General features: G+C 36.5%; 21 protein-coding genes, 1 pseudogene and 1 riboswitch. Of the genes and pseudogenes, 12 read left to right on the top strand and 10 right to left on the bottom strand.

The genetic code is table 11. The annotated features are described in order from the left end of the window. The first annotated feature begins 4 nt into the window (after positions 1-4). From NY607_RS16055 to NY607_RS16045, 3 genes are all read left to right on the top strand, one after another. Complete coding sequence (locus NY607_RS16055; RefSeq protein ID WP_009370580.1) at positions 5-835, top strand: MerR family transcriptional regulator; 831 nt, start codon at positions 5-7, stop codon at positions 833-835. 184 nt (positions 836-1,019) lie between these two features. Further along, positions 1,020-2,321 carry an SMI1/KNR4 family protein gene (locus NY607_RS16050; RefSeq protein ID WP_259419981.1) on the top strand — a complete coding sequence of 434 codons (1,302 nt, stop codon included), beginning with the start codon at positions 1,020-1,022 and terminating at the stop codon, positions 2,319-2,321. Between the two features lies 1 nt (position 2,322). Then, positions 2,323-3,498, top strand: coding sequence for a DUF4272 domain-containing protein (locus NY607_RS16045; RefSeq protein ID WP_259419980.1), 1,176 nt, complete (start codon positions 2,323-2,325; stop codon positions 3,496-3,498). A gap of 49 nt (positions 3,499-3,547) precedes the next feature. Here NY607_RS16045 and NY607_RS16040 read toward each other — a convergent pair whose 3' ends face one another. From NY607_RS16040 to NY607_RS16030, 3 genes are all read right to left on the bottom strand, one after another. Beyond that, complete coding sequence (locus tag NY607_RS16040) at positions 3,548-4,960, bottom strand: erythromycin esterase family protein (protein WP_048394022.1); 1,413 nt, start codon at positions 4,958-4,960, stop codon at positions 3,548-3,550. Between the two features lie 139 nt (positions 4,961-5,099). Further along, positions 5,100-5,453 (bottom strand): hypothetical protein, encoded by a 354-nt coding sequence (locus NY607_RS16035; RefSeq protein WP_016993423.1) that lies wholly within the window; start codon positions 5,451-5,453, stop codon positions 5,100-5,102. Between the two features lie 22 nt (positions 5,454-5,475). Next, on the bottom strand, positions 5,476-6,159 hold the full coding sequence (locus NY607_RS16030; protein ID WP_016993422.1) for a DUF2225 domain-containing protein: 684 nt from the start codon (positions 6,157-6,159) through the stop codon (positions 5,476-5,478). A gap of 321 nt (positions 6,160-6,480) precedes the next feature. On the opposite strand from NY607_RS16030, the gene NY607_RS16025 reads away from it, so the two are divergent. After that, on the top strand, positions 6,481-7,254 hold the full coding sequence (locus NY607_RS16025) for a Cof-type HAD-IIB family hydrolase (RefSeq protein ID WP_054549687.1): 774 nt from the start codon (positions 6,481-6,483) through the stop codon (positions 7,252-7,254). A gap of 61 nt (positions 7,255-7,315) precedes the next feature. Continuing rightward, positions 7,316-7,912 (top strand): DedA family protein, encoded by a 597-nt coding sequence (locus NY607_RS16020; protein ID WP_066037945.1) that lies wholly within the window; start codon positions 7,316-7,318, stop codon positions 7,910-7,912. 30 nt (positions 7,913-7,942) lie between these two features. On the opposite strand, the gene NY607_RS16015 is transcribed toward NY607_RS16020, so the two are convergent. From NY607_RS16015 to NY607_RS15995, 5 genes are all read right to left on the bottom strand, one after another. Then, the gene (locus tag NY607_RS16015; protein WP_048394025.1) at positions 7,943-8,680 is read right to left on the bottom strand and encodes a cyclase family protein; all 738 of its coding nucleotides are present in this window, start codon (positions 8,678-8,680) and stop codon (positions 7,943-7,945) included. A gap of 89 nt (positions 8,681-8,769) precedes the next feature. Beyond that, positions 8,770-8,875: riboswitch (SAM riboswitch) on the bottom strand. 81 nt (positions 8,876-8,956) lie between these two features. Then, positions 8,957-9,361, bottom strand: a complete 405-nt coding sequence (locus NY607_RS16010; protein WP_241489992.1) for a YuzC family spore coat inner layer protein — start codon at positions 9,359-9,361, stop codon at positions 8,957-8,959. Positions 9,362-9,475: 114 nt separating this feature from the next. Beyond that, complete coding sequence (locus NY607_RS16005) at positions 9,476-11,047, bottom strand: helix-turn-helix domain-containing protein (RefSeq protein WP_259419978.1); 1,572 nt, start codon at positions 11,045-11,047, stop codon at positions 9,476-9,478. 440 nt (positions 11,048-11,487) lie between these two features. Then, entirely contained in the window at positions 11,488-12,438 is a 951-nt protein-coding gene (locus tag NY607_RS16000) for an ABC transporter substrate-binding protein (RefSeq protein WP_066037947.1), read from the bottom strand. A 158-nt stretch (positions 12,439-12,596) separates the two neighbouring features. Further along, entirely contained in the window at positions 12,597-13,781 is a 1,185-nt protein-coding gene (locus NY607_RS15995; RefSeq protein WP_054549682.1) for an MFS transporter, read from the bottom strand. 110 nt (positions 13,782-13,891) lie between these two features. Between NY607_RS15995 and NY607_RS15990 the strand changes: the two genes are divergently transcribed. Further along, positions 13,892-14,275, top strand: a complete 384-nt coding sequence (locus tag NY607_RS15990) for a winged helix-turn-helix transcriptional regulator (protein ID WP_016992625.1) — start codon at positions 13,892-13,894, stop codon at positions 14,273-14,275. Positions 14,276-14,330: 55 nt separating this feature from the next. Here NY607_RS15990 and NY607_RS15985 read toward each other — a convergent pair whose 3' ends face one another. Continuing rightward, positions 14,331-15,176 carry an aldo/keto reductase gene (locus NY607_RS15985; RefSeq protein WP_016992626.1) on the bottom strand — a complete coding sequence of 282 codons (846 nt, stop codon included), beginning with the start codon at positions 15,174-15,176 and terminating at the stop codon, positions 14,331-14,333. Between the two features lie 332 nt (positions 15,177-15,508). Between NY607_RS15985 and NY607_RS15980 the strand changes: the two genes are divergently transcribed. Then, entirely contained in the window at positions 15,509-15,949 is a 441-nt protein-coding gene (locus tag NY607_RS15980; protein ID WP_048394038.1) for a VOC family protein, read from the top strand. A gap of 56 nt (positions 15,950-16,005) precedes the next feature. Here NY607_RS15980 and NY607_RS15975 read toward each other — a convergent pair. Further along, a pseudogene (locus tag NY607_RS15975) lies at positions 16,006-16,869 on the bottom strand (LysR family transcriptional regulator). A gap of 428 nt (positions 16,870-17,297) precedes the next feature. Between NY607_RS15975 and NY607_RS15970 the strand changes: the two are divergent. From NY607_RS15970 to NY607_RS15950, 5 genes are all read left to right on the top strand, one after another. Then, positions 17,298-17,966 carry a response regulator transcription factor gene (locus NY607_RS15970; protein WP_016992630.1) on the top strand — a complete coding sequence of 223 codons (669 nt, stop codon included), beginning with the start codon at positions 17,298-17,300 and terminating at the stop codon, positions 17,964-17,966. Continuing rightward, positions 17,963-19,336 carry a HAMP domain-containing sensor histidine kinase gene (locus NY607_RS15965; protein ID WP_237898847.1) on the top strand — a complete coding sequence of 458 codons (1,374 nt, stop codon included), beginning with the start codon at positions 17,963-17,965 and terminating at the stop codon, positions 19,334-19,336. The genes NY607_RS15970 and NY607_RS15965 overlap by 4 nt, the downstream gene beginning before the upstream one ends. Positions 19,337-19,446: 110 nt before the next feature. Continuing rightward, a complete protein-coding gene (locus NY607_RS15960) occupies positions 19,447-20,358 on the top strand; it encodes an ABC transporter ATP-binding protein (RefSeq protein WP_131520974.1) in 912 nt (303 codons plus the stop codon). Next, the gene (locus tag NY607_RS15955; protein ID WP_237898846.1) at positions 20,355-21,062 is read left to right on the top strand and encodes an ABC transporter permease; all 708 of its coding nucleotides are present in this window, start codon (positions 20,355-20,357) and stop codon (positions 21,060-21,062) included. The genes NY607_RS15960 and NY607_RS15955 overlap by 4 nt, the downstream gene beginning before the upstream one ends. Next, positions 21,062-21,799: an ABC transporter permease gene (locus NY607_RS15950; protein ID WP_131520972.1), complete on the top strand. Its 738-nt coding sequence runs from the start codon at positions 21,062-21,064 to the stop codon at positions 21,797-21,799. The genes NY607_RS15955 and NY607_RS15950 overlap by 1 nt, the downstream gene beginning before the upstream one ends. Positions 21,800-21,803: the final 4 nt, after the last annotated feature.

Genomic DNA, 21,803 nt, shown 5'->3' with positions numbered 1-21,803 from the left:
AAAAATGCTTAATAAAAATGTAAAGTATTTTACAACTGGTGAATTTGCTAAATTATGTAAGGTGAATAAACAGACACTTATTTATTATGATCAAATTGGTTTATTATCTCCCATCATGAAAGATAGTAAGGATTATAGGTATTATTCACTTGCTCAATATGATTTTTTCGGTGTTATTGAATTATTAAAGGCAGTGGGGATGTCCTTAAAGGATATTCAGCATTATATGGCAGAGAAATCACCTGAAAATTTTTTAGAATTGATGCACCAACAAAAAGAGCATGTTGCGAAGAAGCGTAGAGAACTAGAAATGATTGAGAATATTATTGATGTCAAAATCAAAATGACAGAGGAAGCACTGCATCTAAATTTTAAAGATATCACGATTGAGTATTTTCCTGAAGATACATTATATTTGAGTAAAAATATTGAGAATTCTACAGAAGAGCAGTTTGTGAAGGCTGTATCTGACTTTATTGAGGAATTGGATCGCTCTCAATTAGATACGGGGTATCCCATTGGAGGGATAACAAGAAGAGAGCAAGTGTTAGCTGGGAATTACGATAACTATAGTTATTTGTATATTGAGCAGCCTCATCCAAGAGAAGGGCATCCTTATTTTAAGGCGATAGAGGGTGAATTTGTGATTGGTTATCATGTAGGCCCCTCCTCAAAACTTGGTGAGACATACACACGGCTATTTAATGTCATGCATGAAAAGGGTTATGAGCTAGGTCAGTATGTATACGAGGAATACATTTATGATGCCGTAATGAAAAATCGAGAAGAAGAGTATGTAACCAAAATTATGATGGAAGTAAAGAAAGTAAAATAATTCATTAAGACGTAATAGAAAAGAATGAATATAGCTGAGACATTTATCATATACGAAGGTTTAGATGGCAGTAAAATAATAGCATTTTGTCATTCTGTTTAAAGTTAGCCTAATCAGTAAATGATTTCCTGACGATAAATAAGAAGTATGACATCACATGAGCCTTATATGGAGGTTAGAGACAATGTGGATTGAGCGTTGGAATCATTTAGTAGAGCGATTGAAGCAGCAGGGAGCTTGTGTACATCCGATTGAAATGCGGCCAGTCGCTACCGAGCAAGAGTTACAGCAGGTTGAGGAAAGACTTGGTGTACAAATCCCTAATGGGTTTCGTCAACTGTTGCAAAATTGCTCAAAGCAAGTAAGTATTTATTGGTCATTACCAGATGAGGCGATACTTCCCACTGAATTGTTAGATACGCCTTCTGGTGAATTTGGCTGGAGCCTAAAAGCTCTAGACTTTCCTTACTTTGGAGAGAATGATGAATCGTATGAACAGCAATATTTACAATTTTTTACGGCCGGTAATGGAGATGCCCTTCTCCTTAAGCTTGACGACGAAACGGTTTGGTATTGGAGCCATGAAGAAGATGAGCTTGATTTGCTTGCTGCCAGCTTTCATTCTTACGTTGATAATATGACGGCTTTAGGCTGTATTGGCGTAGATTGCGGCCAGCATCGTCAATTTTGTAGTGAAAATGGATTGGATATTGAATTGGCTAGCTCACAATTATGGCTAACTTGGCTAGAACAATATTTAAGCTCTAATTTACAGCAGGCTCAATCCAGCTTAGCATCTTTACTTCATTATGTTTCCATGCATGGGGTGAAAAAAACAAGCGTGCAGGAGGCATTTTTGCATTTTGATGGAGTACAGGTGTATCAGGCTCTTCGACATAAGTTAGAGCGAGCTCAATCTCAATCAGAACAAAAGGCGTGGAGTGAAATTTTAGTCAAGATATGTCCGAGTGAGGCGGGAAATTGGGCGAGAGAACTTTGGCAAGGACAGAATGACGTACCTGACTGGCTGCGTGATTATGTAACAGTACATTGTTTGCCAGTTAATGAAGGACAATCTTTTATCTTAATGGATATCGAAAAAGATAGAATTGATGCCTATACTGCCCTATATCGTCTACGCCAATTTCACCATCCAAATATTATAGACTGGATGAGATCCTATGTCACGTTTCCTATTGATGGGTGGGATACACTTTTAGCTGAGTCACAACCAAGTGCAGAGACATTATACGAGTGGTTAAATGGCAACGAAGTAGAGAGGCTAACATCCATCCGAGCTGTTTGTCAGATGATGCAGCGGGGAATCACACCTACAACTATGATAGACGAAGAAAAATGGCGTCCTTTGCTGGCATATTGGGTTGAACATGAGGTGCTACGGAAAAATAAACAGCTGTTTAGCCAAGCGCTTAGTTGTTTGGAAAATTGGTTATTAAAATGCTATATGCGACTAAGGAGAGAGTAGATTGAACCATTTTACGATATTCGCTTCCAAAAATGATACAGATGATATTCAGGATAAACTATCCGATGTATTGGCAAAAAGCTTCATTATTGAAAAAGATGAAAACGAATATTTATTAAAATCAAGAGGTTTATTTAATAAATATAGATGTTCTATAAACATTTTAACTGAAGATACGCACCCTGATTATTTTGCAAAAAATATACCTGGGATGATGGGCTTTTACGATAAAATTCCATTTAAAGATGAACAGCTAAAAGAACGTATAATGATTCAAATATCAGTGCTCAATACTGTCGTTGCAATCGAAATGAACAAAGAGATGACAGAAGACCATATGCAGCAATTTATAAAATTACTAGCAAGCATAGGGGGGATTGGTTTCCTATCAGATGGTACTTTGCTGGATCAGAACGGTATGGTTATTGTTTATCCTAATGGAGAATCAGGTCCATCTGATTTTCAACCACATGCTTGTACAAGAAAGATACATGCACAAGAGGTCACATCAGCGCAGGGAGAGGCACGAAAAATTAGAACGATAGCCTTTTTAAAAGAGAAGAACATACCTTATGCGGCATCGCTTCCTCAGCTACCACCAGTAGAAAATCTTCAATTTAAAAGCCAAGAGGATATTGCAAGAAGAGCAGTTGCCCTGTTGATTGTTATTCAATTCGCTTGTGATGTAGCACAGAAGGGTGATATTGAGGAGTCTAGAGAGTTCTTTACCAATATGCTACACACATATGAGGTGCATGAATTTTTAACGGAGCATGAAAAATTCTTTCTTGAGGCTCAGCATCCTGGTGCTCAAGAAGCTGTCAATATATCATGGCAATATGAAGCCTATTGGACACTTATTTGGGCATTGGGACTTGTGGAAGAGCTAAATTTCCCTGACGATGTATGTGATTGTGAATATGCAATTCAAGTAGTTTCTCGTTGCGAGACATTTGAGCAATTTTATGGTCAAACGGTACTGCGCAGTAAGGAAGATATAGTGGATGAGGCGGATAAAATTTACAGATTACATTGGGCTTGTGTAGATAGCCGCATCAATGGACAAGAAGCTCCTTTAGCATTAAATGAAAGTGTTGTGATGGAAAGACGGAGAGGCTTATTTTGGATGATTGGATATCAAGACGAAGAATGGGATACTATATCGATGGATACTTAAAATAATAGCAAACTAGGAAATCTAGTTTGCTATTGTTTAATAAGAGAGATTATTTGATATAAGTTGGTTTATTCACCTGATCTATTAAAAGTATACCATCGTATTGGTCGCGCGGAACAAGACTTTCCTGTATCATTCCCCAACTATAGGATAAGCGTGGTTCAAACATCCATGAGTTGCCTCGTTCATTTTGTCGATTGCGTAAATCGATGAATGTGTAAGGTTTATTTGTTGAAGACAGAATATCTTCAATAGATCCTTTGACAGGAGGTAAAACAGGCATAGGTTCTCCCATATTATTAGCTGTCTCTCCACTAGTCATGTATAGACCTAATACATAGCTATATTTCTTATAGATATCAGGTAAACGTTCCCCCATTAATTTAACTGGGTAAGGAGATCCCATTACATCCGATTGTGCTTTACGAATATGATCGTTATGAGCCCATACAATAAACTTTTCTGTAGGGTACACCTCTTCAGCTAACCAAAGTAAGTTCTCCATCATCGCTTGATCTCGCCATTCCATAGTTTGCAAAAATGATTCTATATTATTTTGTTCAATGTCGATATTGGACTGAATTGTTAACTCTATATATTCGTCTGCTAGTCGAATACGATCTGCTAGAGTGCGATCCATTAGTTTTACAATATGAGGCTCTTTTGGATAAGCTGCCTGTAGCTCTTTTTCTTTGAATTGTATTTGTGATTTTACCTGTTTATATACATCAATTATAGTAGCTTTTACTTTTTGATAGCCCTTCAAATCTTTTCCCGAGCTCCATTCAGCAAGTTGCTTCTCAGCTTCATTGAATTGCTGAGCCAACTTAGGGTTTTGCAGCCAATCTCCGTTCGTAAATGCTCCTTGTTGTTGAATATCGAAGCCAGTAAGTACAAGAGGTTGCTCTGTTGCTTGAGTCGATTTTGCATAGTCAAACAGAGGCAAAGTTTCTTTTGTCCACCAAACGCCGAAAATGGCATCCTTCATTGTTTGTAGAGCTGCTTGTTTATCAATTTGTCCTTGAGCATTCATCACATTACCCATACCACTTTCAAAGGCAAGGACATTATAGCCCATATCTTGATGTAAAAATTGTATTAAACGTGTTTTCGCTAGATTGAATTGCGCCACTCCATGAGAGCTTTCCCCTAAAAAGACAATACGTTTATCATGTAATAAAGGTTTTAGCATCTCTAAATCGTCAAATTTGTTAGCGGGAATTTTTTGTCCGTCAAACGTTTCAGGCTGGATGGATGACAGGCTGTATGCATGGTCATTCGCCCATTTTTTCCAATCAAGTAATGTTTCATTAGAAGTCCTAGCTTGTTTGACAGCAGAATCGTTTTTAATAATCTGCTCATTTACAGGGACAGCAGCAGAGACATTTACTACTCCACTTACTGTCATTAAACTTGCCAGTGCAAAACTTAATAAAACCTTATGTTTCCTAGCTTTCCTCATTAATTATCAGCCCTTCACTTTATATTGATACTAATTATAGAAAGGCAAGTTTAAAGTTTAGGAAGAATTTGTTTAAAATTAGTTTAAATTTAGTATGTAAAAAAGAAAAACACCTCCAATTGATGGAGATGTTGGAATGCTATTTATAGTGATACGTACTTGCTCTTACATGGTTACGTTGAATTTGGTTAAACCATGCACGATCCTTTTCTTCTTGTTTTAATGTCCCAACAATGGAGGAAGAGCAGCTCACGCAAATTTTAGCTTGCGTAATCTGTCCACATCGTTCGCATGGAGCCCCTAAATTAGGAAAAATGGAGTTCTTTAATTTTCCTGCTTTTACCCATTTGTAAAGCAGCTCAGATGATACGCCTGTTAGAGCGACAACCTCTTCGTTTGTTAGGTAGCGATTATTTTTTCTTAATAAAAAATGATGTAGCTCTGAAAATATATCCTCTTCTCTCACATCAATTTTCTTTTGAAATAGCAACATAATTAATCATCTCCTCGTCCCATTAATTAATGATTTCATTAATTGTTATGGGTTGTTCGTCATATTTATAATTTTCCCAACGATTGCGTGCAAGCTTGCGATATTTTGGCGAAACATTTCGATCAGCGATTAAGCGTGAAAATCCTTTTTTTGCTTCAGGAATATCACCAAGTCGAAGGCTTAATTCAGCATGTAAAAACTGAATTCTCTCTCCGCCTTCTTGATTAGAGGCAAAGGATTTACTATAAAAGTCTCTAGCTGCAAAAAGATAACGCTTTTCGGATTCTTCGTCCTTTTTTAATCGATAGAGCCAAGCAATTTTTAAAGCGAAATTCGCCATTAAAAGAGATTCTTCCATTGATGCACGGGATACTAAATAGGCGAGCTTAAAACTGATAATGGCATCATCAATTGTACGTTCCTGACAGATATCCATAGGTTTCTGGAGCTCTTTAATGTATAGTTCATCAATGAGTAGCATGAAAGGTCCATATGTCCGTGTCATAGATTTATGGTAGGCATAACCACAATGTGGACATACGGCAACTTCATATAGCAAAGGGTTTAGGCCATCGTAAACAGGCATGAAATCCGTCTGTTCTTCGATAATTTTATATCGATTAGGGCGAACTTTATATGTTGTAAACTGCTTTTTGCAAAATTTACAATCCACACTACTTTCATAGTAGTAAATGTTAAATGCCATAAGAATCAACTCCTTTGCGTGCACTAAAATTTTATTTCTTTTGTTCTATTTATACGTAAAATTTTATCGTTCAATGTATTTAAGATATTATCTTTTATTTTAACAATTTTGTGTTCTTTGGTATACTCCTTTAGAATTATTAAATAAAAATATTCAAGGAATTTTTAGTTAAATATTATTATAAATACGCTTGTAATAGTTTTTATCGGTGGTGCAAAAGGAAGTTATATAGTTTGCTTAAAGTTTGTCAAAATACTTTCACATATTTCATGGGAGAAAAATTATAAATTGGTTCTAAATGACTATGAAGGAGTGCTCAAAATGAAGTATAATATCGTGTTTTTTGATGTAGACGGCACATTGATTAATTACGAGGATGGCTGTGTGGAAGAAAGTACAAAACAAGCTATTCAGCTATTGCAAGAAAAAGGAATCCATCTTGTAGCGGCTACTGGAAGACCCTTATCTATGTGCTATGAGTTAAAAGCGCTGGGGATTGAAACCTTTATTACTGCAAATGGGGCCTATGTGAAACATAAGGATCTTGTCATACATAAAACTCCGATTGCCAAAGAAATTGTCCACAATGTACAGGCGTTTGCACAGGAACAGCAGCATAGCCTAACATTTTTTACAGAGCAGCTATCCATGAATAGCATACAAAGTCCAGTAGCTTTAAGAGCGATGCAAGAAACTTTATCTTTACGGGATTTTCCACATATAAATGAAAAAATTGTAGATGAAGAGGTTTTTCTCATGTGTCTATATGCGGATGAGCTGGCTGAAAAAAGATATACTAGCCAAGTTTCGAATATATTTTTACAGCGTTGGCATCCTTATATTGTGAATGTATTACAGCAGGATGTTTCGAAGTCTATAGCTATTAAAGCGGTGCTTGATCATTTCAATATTGACCCTAAGAATGCGATTGCCTTTGGGGATGGGGATAATGATATTGACATGTTGGAATATGTAGGAGTAGGAATTGCCATGGGAAATGGTAGTAAAGCTCTAAAAAGTGTTGCGAATTTTGTTACAAAGACATCTACGGATGGCGGTATCAATTTTGCTTTACGTCAGCTTCAAGTCATTTAGAGCGCTGAGGCTACACTATATATAGCAGGTAGATTTTAATAAATTTTAGGTGGGATGATTTATGGCACATCACGTGCAGTCTCTAATTGAACATTACGGATACTTTGGAATTATCGTGATTCTAATTGGAGGTATTGTAGGGGTGCCACTTCCTGATGAGGTGTTTCTAACTTATGTAGGCTATAGTGTTTACCGAGAAAGTCTTGAACATATTCCTGCTTTAGTCAGTGCAATGATTGGTGCGGTTGGAGGCATTACCTTAAGTTACTATATTGGTTATCGTTTTGGCTTACCGTTATTGCAGAAATATGGGCCTAAAATTCATATTACAGAGCAAAAAATTGACTTTACGAAAAAGATGTTTACAAAAATAGGACCTACCCTATTATTAATTGGCTATTTTATCCCCGGGGTACGTCATTTGACAGCGTATATTGCGGCTATTAATAATTATCCTTATAGAAAGTTTGCGCTTTTTGCCTATACAGGGGCATTTATCTGGACGTTCACATTTATATCATTAGGAAAGATGCTTGGAGAGAAATGGCGATTTGTTGGATACTATCTGACTCATTATAGTATCTATCTTATCCTTTTATTTATTGTAGGGATGCTCATTGTTTACTTTCTATTCAAAAAAAGAAATGGACAAACATAAAAGTCGGTATACGCTATACCGACTTTTAAGTTATGGCAAAATAGCAAATGAGCGCACAGGGAAGCCAGATGCTTTTTCTGGCTTAGGTACGATATTGAAGATGATAGCGCCTTTCGCAGGTAGCTTGTCCAAATTCGTCATTAGCTCAATTTGATAGGTGTCTTGGTCAAGTACAAAATATTCGCCATCTAGCTTGCCATTTTTACGAAAATCAGCAGCAGAGTCCGTATCGAAAGTTTCATGACCAATTGCGCTTACCTTGCGTTCTTTTAGTAAAAACTGTAAAGCTTCTAAACCCCAGCCAGGGATATGGTTATGTCCATCTGCATCCTTATTACTGAAAGCCTCTTTATCTGGCCAGCGCTTACTCCAATCTGTGCGTAATGCTACAAAAGTTCCTGCTTCAATTTCTCCATGCTTGTCCTCAAAATCAAGAATATCTTCAACACTTAATGAAAAATCATGGTTGCTCGCAGCCTCTTGTGATTTATCAATAACAACAAGGGGAAGAACAAGCTCTTTTAGTTCTAATTCTTCTAAGTAGCGAGTATCTCGCACAAAATGAATGGGTGGGTCGATATGTGTGCCATATTGACCAGGGAACGTGAATTGTTGAGCGAAGAAACCGTCCTTATGAGAAAATAACGTTTCAAATTTAGCGTCCTCAAACATAAAAAAATGTGGTGAATTAGGGCCGAATGTATGTGTTAAGTCAACCCACTGTTTCGATTTTAATAATTGCAATGCTTGTAAAAGTTCATTAGACATCGATTTCCCTGCTTTCTGTAAAAATAGTTGTAAATAAAAAGGAGTCCCCTAATAGAAGAGGACTCCTGCTGCAACAACGGTAGTTCTTCTTCTCATCTTCAAGGCTGATCATTTTGCCAATTGGAATTAGCACCATACTGTTAGCTGGTTGCTGAGACTTCATCGGGCCAATCCCTCCGTCTCTCTTGATAAGAAAAGTAATATAAGAATTTTCAGAAATAACAATACAAACACTTTAGCATAGTTTTTTATAGTTTACAAGTTCACTAGGAATTTTCACCAATTCAAATTTAAGGTGACTCCACAACAATCATTATCAATAAGACGTATTCTAAAACTGTCTGGTGTATAGTTTGTTTCAAATTTCATCTTAATGCCTGTTGATGTGATTAATTTTTCAACCTCTGTTTTATTTGAAAGTTGAGCAGCATTCATTAAATCATGTGCGAATTGTTGGGAGCTATCTATTTTATCCGTAAGTAATTGGGCTTGCTGCATCATTGCCTTTATCCGTGATGCTGAAGCTTTTAATTTGTGTGTATCGACAGGTGGAAAAGGATTATTGGTCGGCATTGCTAGATGTTGCGAAAAGGGTCTAATGGCAAAATGATTAGCGATAGGCGATGTTGGATAATGATAGGGATGCACAAAATACGGATAAGGATTGTAATACAAGGTCATTCCTCCTATCCTATAACTGATATCCTATCTTATGTAGCAAAACGGCTTTCGGTGTTATTAGCAGTGCAATGTTTGTCCTAATCATTTAAAAAGGAAGCTAAAGTAAGCTTCCTTTTAGCCAAGTACATTTAAGACATCATCAATTTTTTTACTATGTGATAAAATGCCATAATTCATCCATGTTAAAAAGTCTACTTCATAGACACAGTTGCTTTTAACGGCAGCTAGGTTTTTCCAAGTAGGAGTTTTTAAAATAGCACGTTCCTCATTTTCATAAATGGAATGTTGTTTATCAAAGGTAATAAATAAATGATCAGCATCTAATTGCAACAATTGAGCAAATGTCAGTTGTGCTTTACGTTGATTGTGCGGAATACTCCATACTAGTGAATGTGGCATTAAACCTAAGTCACGATATAAAATGGGGCCCGTATAGCCACATTCAGGACCCGCGTATAGAGTAATGCCAATGGCTGAAATACGGAGAAATGCTACACTTTGCCCATAAACAGATTTGCTAAGAATTCCTTTTGCTTGTTGTACTTTATCTTCATATTGTAGGATTACGTCTTGCATCAAGGAGGTTTTTCCTGTTAGATCTGCAATTTTAAATAAAGTAGATTGCCAATTCTCTCCAGGGTGTGAAAGATGGCAGACGGGGGCTACTTCATCTAAGTGCTGAAAGGATTCCCAACGCTCTACACCAGAATCTAACATAATTAAAGTTGGCTTATAGTAAAAGAGTCGATCCATTTCTCTATTTTGTACATCGATATCTGGCACTTTCTGTAGACCTAAATAGTCTTGTTTCCCCCATTTTGAATGACTGAATTGAGCAATTGGCGTAATCCCAAGCGCAACAAAGAAATCTTCTAAGAATGGTGCAAATACACGTATATGGCTGCTTTGATTTCTTCGATATTGTCCTGGAGAGATGCCAATATGTTCTTTAAAACGACGATTGAAATAATACTCATTATTAAATCCGACAGACTGGCTAATTTCAAATACTCGATCATTTGTTGTCATTAATAATTGCTTAGCTTTTTCAATACGAAGTTTAGTTAAATAGTGAAGAGGAATTTGTCCCGTAATATCTTTAAAAATGCGCGTATAATTCCATCTTGGTACGTCAGCTAGCTGTGCTAGCTGCTCAACCGTCCACTCTTTTTCAAAATGTTTATGTAAATGGTTAATGGACTGCTCAACAGATTGTCGATCATTCTTTTGCATCTGCTCGGGTATGGTTTGATGTAAGAGTAATAACATCAGCTCTTGAAAGTGTACATGCTGTTCAAAAATCGTGTGTTCATCCTCCGCTAACCGGTTCTGATAGATGACTTCTAGCAGTCTATGACATTGTGAAAAGGGGAGAAGATGTCGTTCGCTGATACTTGTAAAATGACTATATGAATTCTGACTATTGCTGAGATTGACAATGTTGAATTGTAATTGATAAAAACAAAGGTGCTCACTTTGAATATGGATACTAACCGTGTTATTTGGCGGAATTAATATGCACTTTTCTTCACTAAAATGAATGGTGTCATGATCTATGGCTAGCTTTCCGCTACCATCCATTACGATGAAAAGTGTATAGAAATCACTACTAATCAATAACTTTTTTGATGATTGAATTGAGTAAGAGATATTTTGTAACGTATAAACATGTGTTAAGTTACCCATTGATAATTCACCCCTTTTTTTGAATTGGCAGAACAACACAAAGAAAGTCCTCATTAAGAGCTTTCTTTCATGTTGTTGAAAAAAGATCATGTGACTAGTAGAAAAAGCCCCTTTAGCAAGGCAAGGGGTTGATTTCCGCTCCGCCAGCGTCCTTTCCGGGGGGCGTCTGATGAGCCGCTTCACTCACTTGCGTTCGCTCCAGGGTCTCACCTGTGACGCTAAATCCCCTAGGAGTGACGCTGGCTCCACTCCAATCAACCATGCTGCTAACGTCTTCTTTCGTACTAGCAGTAGGGAACAAAAAAGTCTATTAAAGAGAGGTTAGGCACTTATTGAGTGACAACACCTATCCATTTTCTCCTTCACAAAAGTGCTATTGATTATTTTGTTTTTTAACACTAAGCCAAAGAAAGCCCTCATTAAGAGCTTTCTTTGGAAAATTATTTGACGAACCATTTCTCTAAATCATCATACTTTAGCAAGTTGGCTGTGATTGCGCCAGATTGCCAATATGTGCGATCAGCAATATAAACATGCCCATTTTTTACAGCAGGGAGTGTTTTCCATAGTGTACTATCTAACCATTTAATGGCTTCTTGGTTTTCTTTAGACTCCCATGTTCCGTTTGAAGGGAAAAGGATGATATGATCCGCATCTAATTCCGTGATAGCCTCTTCTGATAAAACCTCGTGAAACTCTGTCATATCACGGGCTAATGGATGTGGTGTTAAGCCTGTCTCTGTGTAAATATAGCCAGAGTAGCGATTTTTAATACCAAATAACGCTAATGTATTATCTGCTACATTTAGTCGTACAACAGCAACTGTTTCGTCTTCGATTGATTCATCTAGTTTTGCTTTTAAATCGGAAACACGTTGCTCATATTGATCAACCATTTCTTTTGCTTTATCGGAAATATTTAAAACATCAGCTATTGTTTTCGCAATTTCACGTGGATCTTGTAGAATATCTTCTTTCAAGCGGTAAGTAGGCGCTACCTTTGAGTATTCATCATACTTTGCCTTGTCCGCGGCACCATCTACAATGATTAAATCAGGCTTGGCTTGTAATAATGTTTCCATGCTACCAGTAATGTCGAACTCAGGAACATCTAATCCTAAATAGTCCTGTTTTCCCCAAGATGGGTGATACCATTGCACAACGGGTTTTACATCCAAAGCAGTTAAATAGTCTTCCAAATAGATAGCAGCTACACGCTGTGGATTTGTAGGAATTTCTACTTTTCCAAACTCGTCTTCTACAATTCTTGTATCTTTAGATGATTGTTCTTCTGTAGCTGTATCCTCTTTTACTTCATTTGAGCCACAGGCACCTAATACGAATATAAGTGCAAAGAAAACTACAAATGAAAAATATCGACCTCTACGCATTTTATTCACTCCTATAGATTTACTAAAACAGTAAGGGTATTCCCTTAAATTAGAATGATAATCATTCTCGTTTGGTTCAAGTAAATTATAGGATACTACATATCAACAAACAATACACATTCTCTACTACTTTTTTATACAAAATGAAATTCAGAGAGTTATTGTTTTTTGTTATCGAAAAGTAACCATAAAAGTGTAACAATTGCAGCTAGCATAACCATCAGGAATCCGTATATAGGCGTATGCGCCAACGATTGGTGGCGAATAATAAAGCCTCCGATATATGAGCCTAAAAATATGCCAATATTGAAAGCAGAAATATTCAATGCTGAGGCCATTGAAATTGCTGATGGTATATATTTTTCAGATAGTAGAACAGCATATAGCTGCAATCCTGGGACATTCATAAACATGAACAATCCCATTGTCAGCACCATTATTAATCCCATAATAGGTGATTCAAGAGTAAAGCCAATGCCAAGCAATGCCAATGCAAGTCCAACAAAAATAATAAAGATGGAACGTAGCGGATTATGATTAGCAAAATGACCTCCAAGAGTATTACCGATAGCTACACAAATACCATAGACAACTAGAATAATGACGACTGTATGTGGGGAATACCCCATATATTGCTCTAAAATAGGTGAAACATATGTGTAGACAACAAAAGCACCGCCGTATCCAATTGCGGTAATGAATAGTATTAAGATCATTCGAATATTGCCTAATACTTTGCCAATATCACGGATAGAGATGGGGTTGCCTTTCGATAATTGGCTAGGTACTAAAAATGCATTACTAATTAAACCGACAATTCCAATGACAACAATAAAAATGAATGACATACGCCAATCTGTTACTTGTCCAATAAATGTACCGAGTGGGACACCTGTTACAGTAGCTAATGTTAAGCCAGTAAACATAAAGGCGATAGCACTTGCTCGTTTATTTGGTTCCACTACATCTGCTGCTATAACAGAAGCGATGGACATAAACACACCATGTGCTAATGCTGAAATAATACGTCCGATTAATAGTAATGCGAAATTAGGAGCTAAAGCGACTGCTAGGTTACCCACTATAAAAATGGACATGACAAGCAATAATACGGTTTTTCGACTAAGGCGGGATGTTAAAGCTGTTAGTAAGGGAGCCCCAACAGTTACCCCTAGTGCATATATAGAAACGGTTAAGCCAGCTGTGCTAAGAGAAATACCAAAGTCATCTGTAATTAATGGTAAAAGTCCGACACTGATAAATTCAGTGGACCCTATACCAAATGCACTGATAGCAAGTGCTAGTAAGGTAAGTTTAGCATTTGGCTTTTTTGATTTTGACATTTTACTACTATCTCCTTTGATTTTTTTTATTATGTGTAGTAATATTCATACATACCAAAAAGATATGTAGAGTACTTTTAGTTACTTTTGGATATTACAGGAGGTTTACGATGCAAAAAGTTTATAATATTGGTGTTGAAGCTACACTAGAAGTTATTGGTGGTAAATGGAAACCAGTTATTCTTTGTCATTTAAACCACCATGGTAAAATTCGAACAAACGAATTTCGACGATTGATCCCAGGTATTTCACAAAAAATGCTCACAAACCAATTAAGGGAACTGGAGCAGGCTGGGTTAATCAATCGAAAGGTCTTCAATCAAGTACCACCAAAAGTTGAATATTCATTAACAGCCTATGGACAAGGAATGGAACCAATTCTGAACATGCTTTGTACGTGGGGTGAAAAACATGTTGAATTATTACAGGATAAAGGTGAAGATGTACTGTTAAAACAACGTGATGATGATATTGCCATGCAGCAAACATCATAATGAGGGGAGAAAGAGACTGTCATATACAAGACAGTCTCTTTCCTCTTTTTAATGCTTATAGAGCAAAGTCAAATTCATCTGGATTTGGTCCAACACGTTGTTCACGATTCATCTCATTGATTAATGCCATTTCTTCGTCTGTTAAAGTAAAGTCAAAGATATCAGCGTTTTGCATCATACGCTCTCTACGTACTGATTTTGGAATTGTAATCACTCCATTTTGTACATCCCAGCGTAAAATAACCTGAGCATTTGATTTTCCGTATTTTGTTGCGATTTTTGAAATTGTTTCATCTTCAAGAAGTCCACCTTGCATTAAAGGTGCCCATGCTTCAAGTTGAATTTGGTGCTTGTCACAGAATGAACGAAGCTCCACTTGTTGTAAGCGTGGGTGGAATTCCACTTGGTTCACAACAGGTTTAATATGAGCAAATGATAATAAGTTATCCAAGTGTGCCACAGTAAAGTTACATACACCGATTGCTTTGATCTTGCCTTGTTCATATAAGTCTTCAAGTGCTTTCCACGATTCAGCATATTTATCTTTACCAGGCCAATGAATTAGATAAAGGTCTAAATAATCTAATCCTAATTTTTTTAGGCTCTCTTCATATGCTGCAATTGTTTCATCATAGCTTAAACCATCGTTCCATACTTTAGATGTGATAAATAAATCTTCACGACGTAAGCCAGTAGATGCTAGAGCTTGTTTAATACCTTCTCCTACACCTGCTTCATTGCCATAAATAGCAGCAGTATCGATGCTTCGATAGCCAACCTCGATAGCATTTTTAACCATTTCTGCAGTAGCGTCATTTTCTACTTGAAAAACCCCTAAACCCATACCAGGCATTTGTAGGCCATTATTTAAAGTGATTGTATCTTGTAAATGAGTAATCATTTTTAGTCCTCCATGTTTTGTGATTATTGGATTGCTTACTCATTATGCTGCTAATAAACTCTCAAAAAAAGTACGTACTTTTTTGTGTCATAGAAACGTAGAGGTAACTTTTGTGAGCTGGCAATGATTAGAGGAATAAAAATATTTATTGATGATGAACGATTAAATAAAAATGTCACACCTGATTGGTCTTAACTACTAGTAAAAAATATCGAGTAGTCTACAAAAGGCTTTGGAGACAATTAAACAAATATTTTTCTTGCGGTAATAAAAGGAAATATACGTTCGGTAGAGAATTAAAGTAGTAATACTTTAAAAAGGGGATTTTGAAGATGAATCGTTTAAATTTAATTACATTAGGTGTTAAAGATATGGTGGAATCTCTAAATTTTTATCGAGAGGGACTGGGTTTTGAAGTGGTGGTATACGGAGAGGAGACGAATCCCGATGTCATGTTCTTTAATAATGGAGGAACAAAAATATCGTTATTTCCAATTGAACGTTTAGTCAAAGATATTAATGAATCCAATCCACCAGAAATTAGCCAAGGCTTTGGTGGAATCACGCTTGCCTATAATGGTAAATCAAAAGAAGAAGTAGATCGAGTCTTTGCATTAGCAAAAAAGGCGGGTGCAGAAATTATTAAGGAGCCCGTAACTGTATTTTGGGGTGGCTATAGTGGATATTTTCAAGATCCAAATGGCTACTATTGGGAAGTTGCCTATGGCGACATGTGGCAGTTTGATGAGAATGATATGCTGATTATTCAATAACTGTTCAAAAAGAGAGCAAACTAACGTTTCTAATTTGTTCTCTTTTTTATTAATCGTTAACAATAATACTTCCCCATTAAATCCACAAAGTTTTGAGCGGCTTTAGATAAATAATGATTCTTCAGCCATACGAGTCCTACTGAGGTGGATAATTCTGCTGATGGAATTTTGTATGTATGAAGTGGTAAATCTCCATATTGCTTTAAAATAGTTTCAGGTACGATAGAGGAGCTAAAGCCAGCAGCAATCAAGTTCATTAACAGTGCCGTATCTGAGCATTCTCCAACAATGTGGGACTGCAACTGGAAGCGAGAAAATGCTTCTAATATCGAATAATGTACGCCTAAGCCTTCAGTGCTTGGTAAAAGGATTGGCCAATTTTGTATGTCAACTAAAGATACATCGTGTTCTAAGAAGTCGAATTTTTTGGATTGTATAAAGTAAAATGGTTCAGTGTACATATGAAGAACAGAGAAATCATCTAATTCTAAAGGTAAGCGAATGATGGCAAGTTCTAAACACGGTCCCTTACTAAAGAAGATTCGTTTTGTTGAATTTTATAAGTCACCTTTGGATAATATTGTTGAAATTGTTGTAGTAATTGAGGTAGCTCAACAACTGAAAATGTATTAATGCCCAATGTCAATAAACCATGAAGGCCTGATCCAATATCCTTGACCTCTGCTTCTGCCTCTTCCATTAATTGTGCAACCTGCAATGCATATTTATATAACGTATTTCCCGCTTCAGTTACTTCAAAATACTTGCCGCTCCTTTCTACCAACTTTGAACCGAGTTCTTCCTCCATCGTTTTGAAATGCTGACTTAATGGTGTTGAGAAATATGTAACCTTTCAGCCGCAGCAGAAATCTTTTTTCCTCCACAATTGCTATAAAATAGATTAGCTGTCTAATATCCAAACATAAACACCCCCTCTATTATAAGGAAAACCTAAGTAAATTATATTTCTCTAATACTCCAATATAGTTAGGGCCATGTTAGCATATTTATCAAAAAAACAAGAAGTGAAGTTTCTTTTTTTCCAGCACCTAAATGTGAAGCGAGCAACATTGATGGAAAGATATTTCCATTTTAGGGGTATATGATTCTTCCCATGCTTTGAGGCTTGCCTTGTAATACAGATTTCCAACACCTTTTTAAATGAATTTGAAGCATGTGATAAAGTAGCAGCGTATACTATAAAAGAGCAACTTTTAGTAGTTGCTTTTTTTAATTAGTCAACGTTTTTGAATTTCCTAAGAAAATAAATAACAGTTCCCCTATAATAACCATGTATGGAAATTATAAATTTTTTATTACAAGTTAAATGTATCAAGGAGGATGAACATTGATTCGTATATTATACATAGAAGATGAAAAAGAAATCGGACAATGGGTAAGCAAAGAATTAACTGAACGAGGCTATGATGTGACATGGCTAGAATCAGGGGAGGGGCTTGAACAACATATTAACTCAAAAGATATTGCTATATTAGATGTGATGCTACCTGGATTGGACGGTTTCTCCATAGGTAAAAGAATTAAACGGGAAAATAAAGACCTGCCAATTCTAATGTTATCAGCACGAACAGCTGTTGAAGATAAAATTGAAGGGCTGCATTTTGCTGATGATTACTTAACAAAGCCATTTCACCCTGATGAGCTCGTAGCAAGACTGGAAGTATTATTAAGAAGATATCAAAAAAGTGATGATGTACTGACATTGCAGCACCTTAAAATTGATACGAAAGATATGCAAATAATCAATACGATTGATGAAGAAGAAATTCTTTTGACAGGAAAACAATTTTATTTATTACAGTATTTTATTCGTCATTTAAATCAAATTTTAACGAAGGAACAACTCTATGAGGGTGTTTGGGGTGAGAGCTATATAGAGGGTGATAAAACACTCATGGTGCATATTCGTTACTTAAGAGAAAAAATAGAAATCAATCCTGCAAAGCCTATGATTATTGAAACAATTCGAGGCATTGGCTATAGGGTGAAACAATGATATTTTTTCGATCATTATTAGCAAAATATATGCTGATTATTGTATTAGCCATATCTATTGTACAAATCTCCTATCTGGGTGTTGCTATTTTCGTATTAGGCATTACAAAGACAGGGACAGGAGAATTTTCAAGTGGAGTACTTGTAGAAAGTGATATTGAAGAGCAATGGCATGCACAGGCTAAAAATATGACCAATGCAACAGATGATGCGATTACGCAGTTATTTCAAAAGTGGCAGGAGCAATTTCCAACGGCTTCTATGTTTTGGGTAAGTGAAGAGGGGAACTTACTGACTACATTGAATGTGAAGGATCAGTTACCAGCAAAATGGACACCAGCCTATACAACTCAATTTATAAAAGAACGTTATGGAGACGATCCATTTACTGTTATTGCCTTCTTAGGTGATGACATATCAAATGGCTTTATTGTATTAGAGATTCCAAGGGTAGCATTTAATCCTCCACTTATAAAGGTCTATGATAACTATGGTAACTTTTTATTTTTTGGTGTTATTGCAGTTATTTTATTTTTTATTGTAGTGTCGCTTTTATTTTTCAAGGGAATTCGAAAAAGACTATTACATCTGCAAGAGGCTATGGAAATACGTGATGTAGATGGTCTACCTATTGAAATTCAGGTGAAAAAACGAGATGAGATTGGGCAATTGGAGCATAGTTTTAACAGAATGGTTTGTGAACTGCGAGACAGTAAACAACGTCAACAGAAGGAAGAACAGCTAAGACGTGAACTGATTGCTAATCTATCACATGATTTACGGACGCCTTTAACGAAGGTAAGAGCTCAATCCTATACAATTAGCAAAGAAGTGTTATCTGAGGAAGGGAAGCAGGCATTAAAGGCTATGGACGCATCCATAGTGAATATTGATGCTTTAATTGAAAATTTGATGTCCTACACATTGCTTATGGCAAGTAAATATAAATTTGAACCGAACGACATCAATGTTATCCGATTTGTAAGGGAACATCTAACGACATGGTATCCAGTTTTCGAGCGAGAAGGTTTCATAATCGATATTGAGCTACAGCCATTTGAACCTGTTGAATGGCGTGTTGATCCATTATGGTTAGGGAGAGTATTTGATAATATTTTCCAAAATGTACTGCGCCACGCGAATAGTGGTAAGTATATAAGTGTGAGAACGCAATCGACGGAGTATTATACAGCATTTATTGTGGAGGATCATGGGCAAGGGATGAAAAATGAGTCGAATGCAAAGGGCGCTGGTATTGGCTTATCAATTGTTGATGTCATGATAAAGGGCATGCATCTTGAATGGGATATTCATTCCGATCACTCTGGTACAAAAATTATCATAAAAAAATCTGCGAAGCTTAAGAAATAAATGCCTCGCAGATTTTTTTTATGATAGAAATGAATTTTTAAACAAAATTTAAACTTAGCCCATACTTTTTTTAAACTTCCCTTTTTAAGATAGTTAAAGAGGTGAGGACATTGGAGTATATCGTACAAACACAAAACTTATCAAAAAGCTTTGGGAAAGAGCAAGCTGTATCAAATTTGAACTTGCAAATTCGCAAAGGTGAAATATATGGATTTTTAGGTCCGAATGGGGCAGGTAAAACGACTACAATTCGAATGCTTCTAGGTTTAATGAAGCCATCTTCTGGAACAATTAAAGTCTTTGAAAAGAATATTACGAAGGAACGTATCCAAATTTTAGCTAAGATTGGTTCGTTGGTGGAAAACCCTTCTTATTATCCACATTTAACGGCTTATGAGAATCTAGAGGCACTAAGAAAAATACTAGGTGTACCGAAAACTCGAATCGATGAAGTTTTGGAAATTGTCCGTTTGAAGGAAGCTGCCCATAAAAAGGTCAAAGGTTTCTCTTTAGGAATGAAGCAACGTCTTGGTATTGCTGCTTCTTTACTACATAGTCCTGAATTACTTATTTTAGATGAACCAACGAATGGCCTCGATCCTTCAGGCATTATAGAGATTCGTAATTTAATTAAAAGATTACCAGAGGAATATGGCATGACCATTATAATCTCCAGCCATTTATTATCAGAGATTGATCAAATGGCAACACAAGTGGGGATTGTTTTGAAAGGGAAATTAATTTTCCAAGATTCTATTGAAGCTATGCGTCGATTTGCCCAACCAAAGGTTATCTTTAAAGTAAGCAATGGTGAAAAAGGATGGCGTTTCTTATTAGCAAATGGTATTAAGGCAGATTATCAGGGTGGTGTGATTTTCTTAGAAGAGTGCTCGGATGAAAAGGTTGCTCATATTGTCCAAGTTCTTGTTCAGGAGGGTATATCCGTATTCCGAGTCGAGGAAGAGAAACGCTCATTGGAGGATATATTCTTGCAAATGACGATGGGAGAGCAGGGGATATGATGGGGCTTTTAACTGCTGATTTCTTAAAAATCAAACGTAAAGGATTATGGCTTCTAACGCTTATCGGCCCTTTAGGAGTGGTTGCTCTGCAAATGGTCAATTATGGCGTAAGAAAGGAGTACCTCTTACAGCAAAGTGAGGATGATTGGGGCTATTTCTTATTAAATGTGCATTCATTTACACCGCTTGCCATAGTCTTGGGTATTGCCATTCTTACGTCATTCATAGCAAGCATTGAAAATGAGACCAATGCTTGGAAACAACTCATTGCATTACCTGTTTCCAAAATAACCGTATATTTGTCTAAATTTACGCTGTTAGCTATCTTACTATTTTTCGCTTCAACGTTATTAATGTTTTTTACGCTGAGCTACGGGCTGTTTTTAGAATTAGGTGACACGGTACCTTACATGGAGCTTGCAAAATATAGCTATTTCCCTGCGTTTGCAGCATTACCTATCTTGGCACTTCAATTGTGGATAGCGAGTGTAAGTCATAATCAAGGGATTCCGATAACTGTAGGCATTTTTGGGGTGATTTTTGCCTATTCTTCCTATGTTCTTCCAGATTGGATGATATGGAGATGGCCATCATTGATGAACCAATGGAATGAGCCGATGATCAATGTCTTATTAGGCGTAGGAATTGGTATCTTACTCTATATTATCGGCATGGTTGATTTTGCAAGAAGGGACGTGAAATAATGATTGCTTTACTTCAAGCTGAGTGGTTTAAGTTACGTAAATCAAAAATGGTACCGATTATTTTAGCAGGACCCATGATTGGACTTTTTATAGGCCTATCCGCTAATTTAGAGGACAACATGCAGGGGATTGAGATCAATGAGTGGTATGTATCGTTATTTTCGATGAATTTAACATATGCTCTATTATTTTTACCACTTATTTCTGGTGTTTTTACCAGTCTTATTTGTAGGTATGAACATCAGTCTGGTGGATGGAAGCAGCTTTTAGCATTACCTGTAACAAGAGGGAAGGTATTTGTAGCTAAATACATATTGATTATGCTGCTTGTTTTAGCAATGCAGATATTGTATTTAGGTTCGGTCTTTGCTGTTGGGATGGTAAAAGGCTATACAGATTCTTTTCCTATGGAGATTGTTTGGAAAAGCATAGTGGGAGGCTGGGTAGCGACATTGCCATTAGTAGCCTTGCAATTGTGGATGTCCATTATGTTTAAAAGCTTTGCTGCTCCATTTGCTGTTAATGTCATATTTACTTTACCATCAATTTTAGCAGTGAATTCTGAAAGAATTGGTCCGTATTATCCTTGGGCACAACCCTTTTCGATGATGTATATAGGTGGCAATACAGACGATGTATTCTTTGTACCGTGGGAGCAATTGTTAACCGTAGTAGGTGGCGGATTCATCGTATTTTTCCTCGGAGGATATTACTATTTCCAGCGAAAATCCATTTAACCTA

It is taken from the genome of Lysinibacillus sp. A4 (genome assembly GCF_024919535.1).
GTDB lineage: Bacteria > Bacillota > Bacilli > Bacillales_A > Planococcaceae > Lysinibacillus > Lysinibacillus capsici.
Note: the sequence above shows the minus strand (reverse complement) of the source record. Positions and strands in the feature narration are given on the sequence as shown.

What these genes read in the sequence shown, in the direction of transcription:
- NY607_RS16055 (WP_009370580.1), top strand. Translation starts at nt 5, where the DNA reads ATGCTTAATAAAAATGTAAAGTATTTTACAACTGGTGAATTTGCTAAA.
- NY607_RS16050 (WP_259419981.1), top strand. Translation starts at nt 1,020, where the DNA reads ATGTGGATTGAGCGTTGGAATCATTTAGTAGAGCGATTGAAGCAGCAG.
- NY607_RS16040 (WP_048394022.1), bottom strand. Translation starts at nt 4,960, where the DNA reads ATGAGGAAAGCTAGGAAACATAAGGTTTTATTAAGTTTTGCACTGGCA.
- NY607_RS16035 (WP_016993423.1), bottom strand. Translation starts at nt 5,453, where the DNA reads ATGTTGCTATTTCAAAAGAAAATTGATGTGAGAGAAGAGGATATATTT.
- NY607_RS16030 (WP_016993422.1), bottom strand. Translation starts at nt 6,159, where the DNA reads ATGGCATTTAACATTTACTACTATGAAAGTAGTGTGGATTGTAAATTT.
- NY607_RS16025 (WP_054549687.1), top strand. Translation starts at nt 6,481, where the DNA reads ATGAAGTATAATATCGTGTTTTTTGATGTAGACGGCACATTGATTAAT.
- NY607_RS16020 (WP_066037945.1), top strand. Translation starts at nt 7,316, where the DNA reads ATGGCACATCACGTGCAGTCTCTAATTGAACATTACGGATACTTTGGA.
- NY607_RS16015 (WP_048394025.1), bottom strand. Translation starts at nt 8,680, where the DNA reads ATGTCTAATGAACTTTTACAAGCATTGCAATTATTAAAATCGAAACAG.
- NY607_RS16010 (WP_241489992.1), bottom strand. Translation starts at nt 9,361, where the DNA reads ATGACCTTGTATTACAATCCTTATCCGTATTTTGTGCATCCCTATCAT.
- NY607_RS16005 (WP_259419978.1), bottom strand. Translation starts at nt 11,047, where the DNA reads ATGGGTAACTTAACACATGTTTATACGTTACAAAATATCTCTTACTCA.
- NY607_RS16000 (WP_066037947.1), bottom strand. Translation starts at nt 12,438, where the DNA reads ATGCGTAGAGGTCGATATTTTTCATTTGTAGTTTTCTTTGCACTTATA.
- NY607_RS15995 (WP_054549682.1), bottom strand. Translation starts at nt 13,781, where the DNA reads ATGTCAAAATCAAAAAAGCCAAATGCTAAACTTACCTTACTAGCACTT.
- NY607_RS15990 (WP_016992625.1), top strand. Translation starts at nt 13,892, where the DNA reads ATGCAAAAAGTTTATAATATTGGTGTTGAAGCTACACTAGAAGTTATT.
- NY607_RS15985 (WP_016992626.1), bottom strand. Translation starts at nt 15,176, where the DNA reads ATGATTACTCATTTACAAGATACAATCACTTTAAATAATGGCCTACAA.
- NY607_RS15980 (WP_048394038.1), top strand. Translation starts at nt 15,509, where the DNA reads ATGAATCGTTTAAATTTAATTACATTAGGTGTTAAAGATATGGTGGAA.
- NY607_RS15965 (WP_237898847.1), top strand. Translation starts at nt 17,963, where the DNA reads ATGATATTTTTTCGATCATTATTAGCAAAATATATGCTGATTATTGTA.
- NY607_RS15955 (WP_237898846.1), top strand. Translation starts at nt 20,355, where the DNA reads ATGATGGGGCTTTTAACTGCTGATTTCTTAAAAATCAAACGTAAAGGA.
- NY607_RS15950 (WP_131520972.1), top strand. Translation starts at nt 21,062, where the DNA reads ATGATTGCTTTACTTCAAGCTGAGTGGTTTAAGTTACGTAAATCAAAA.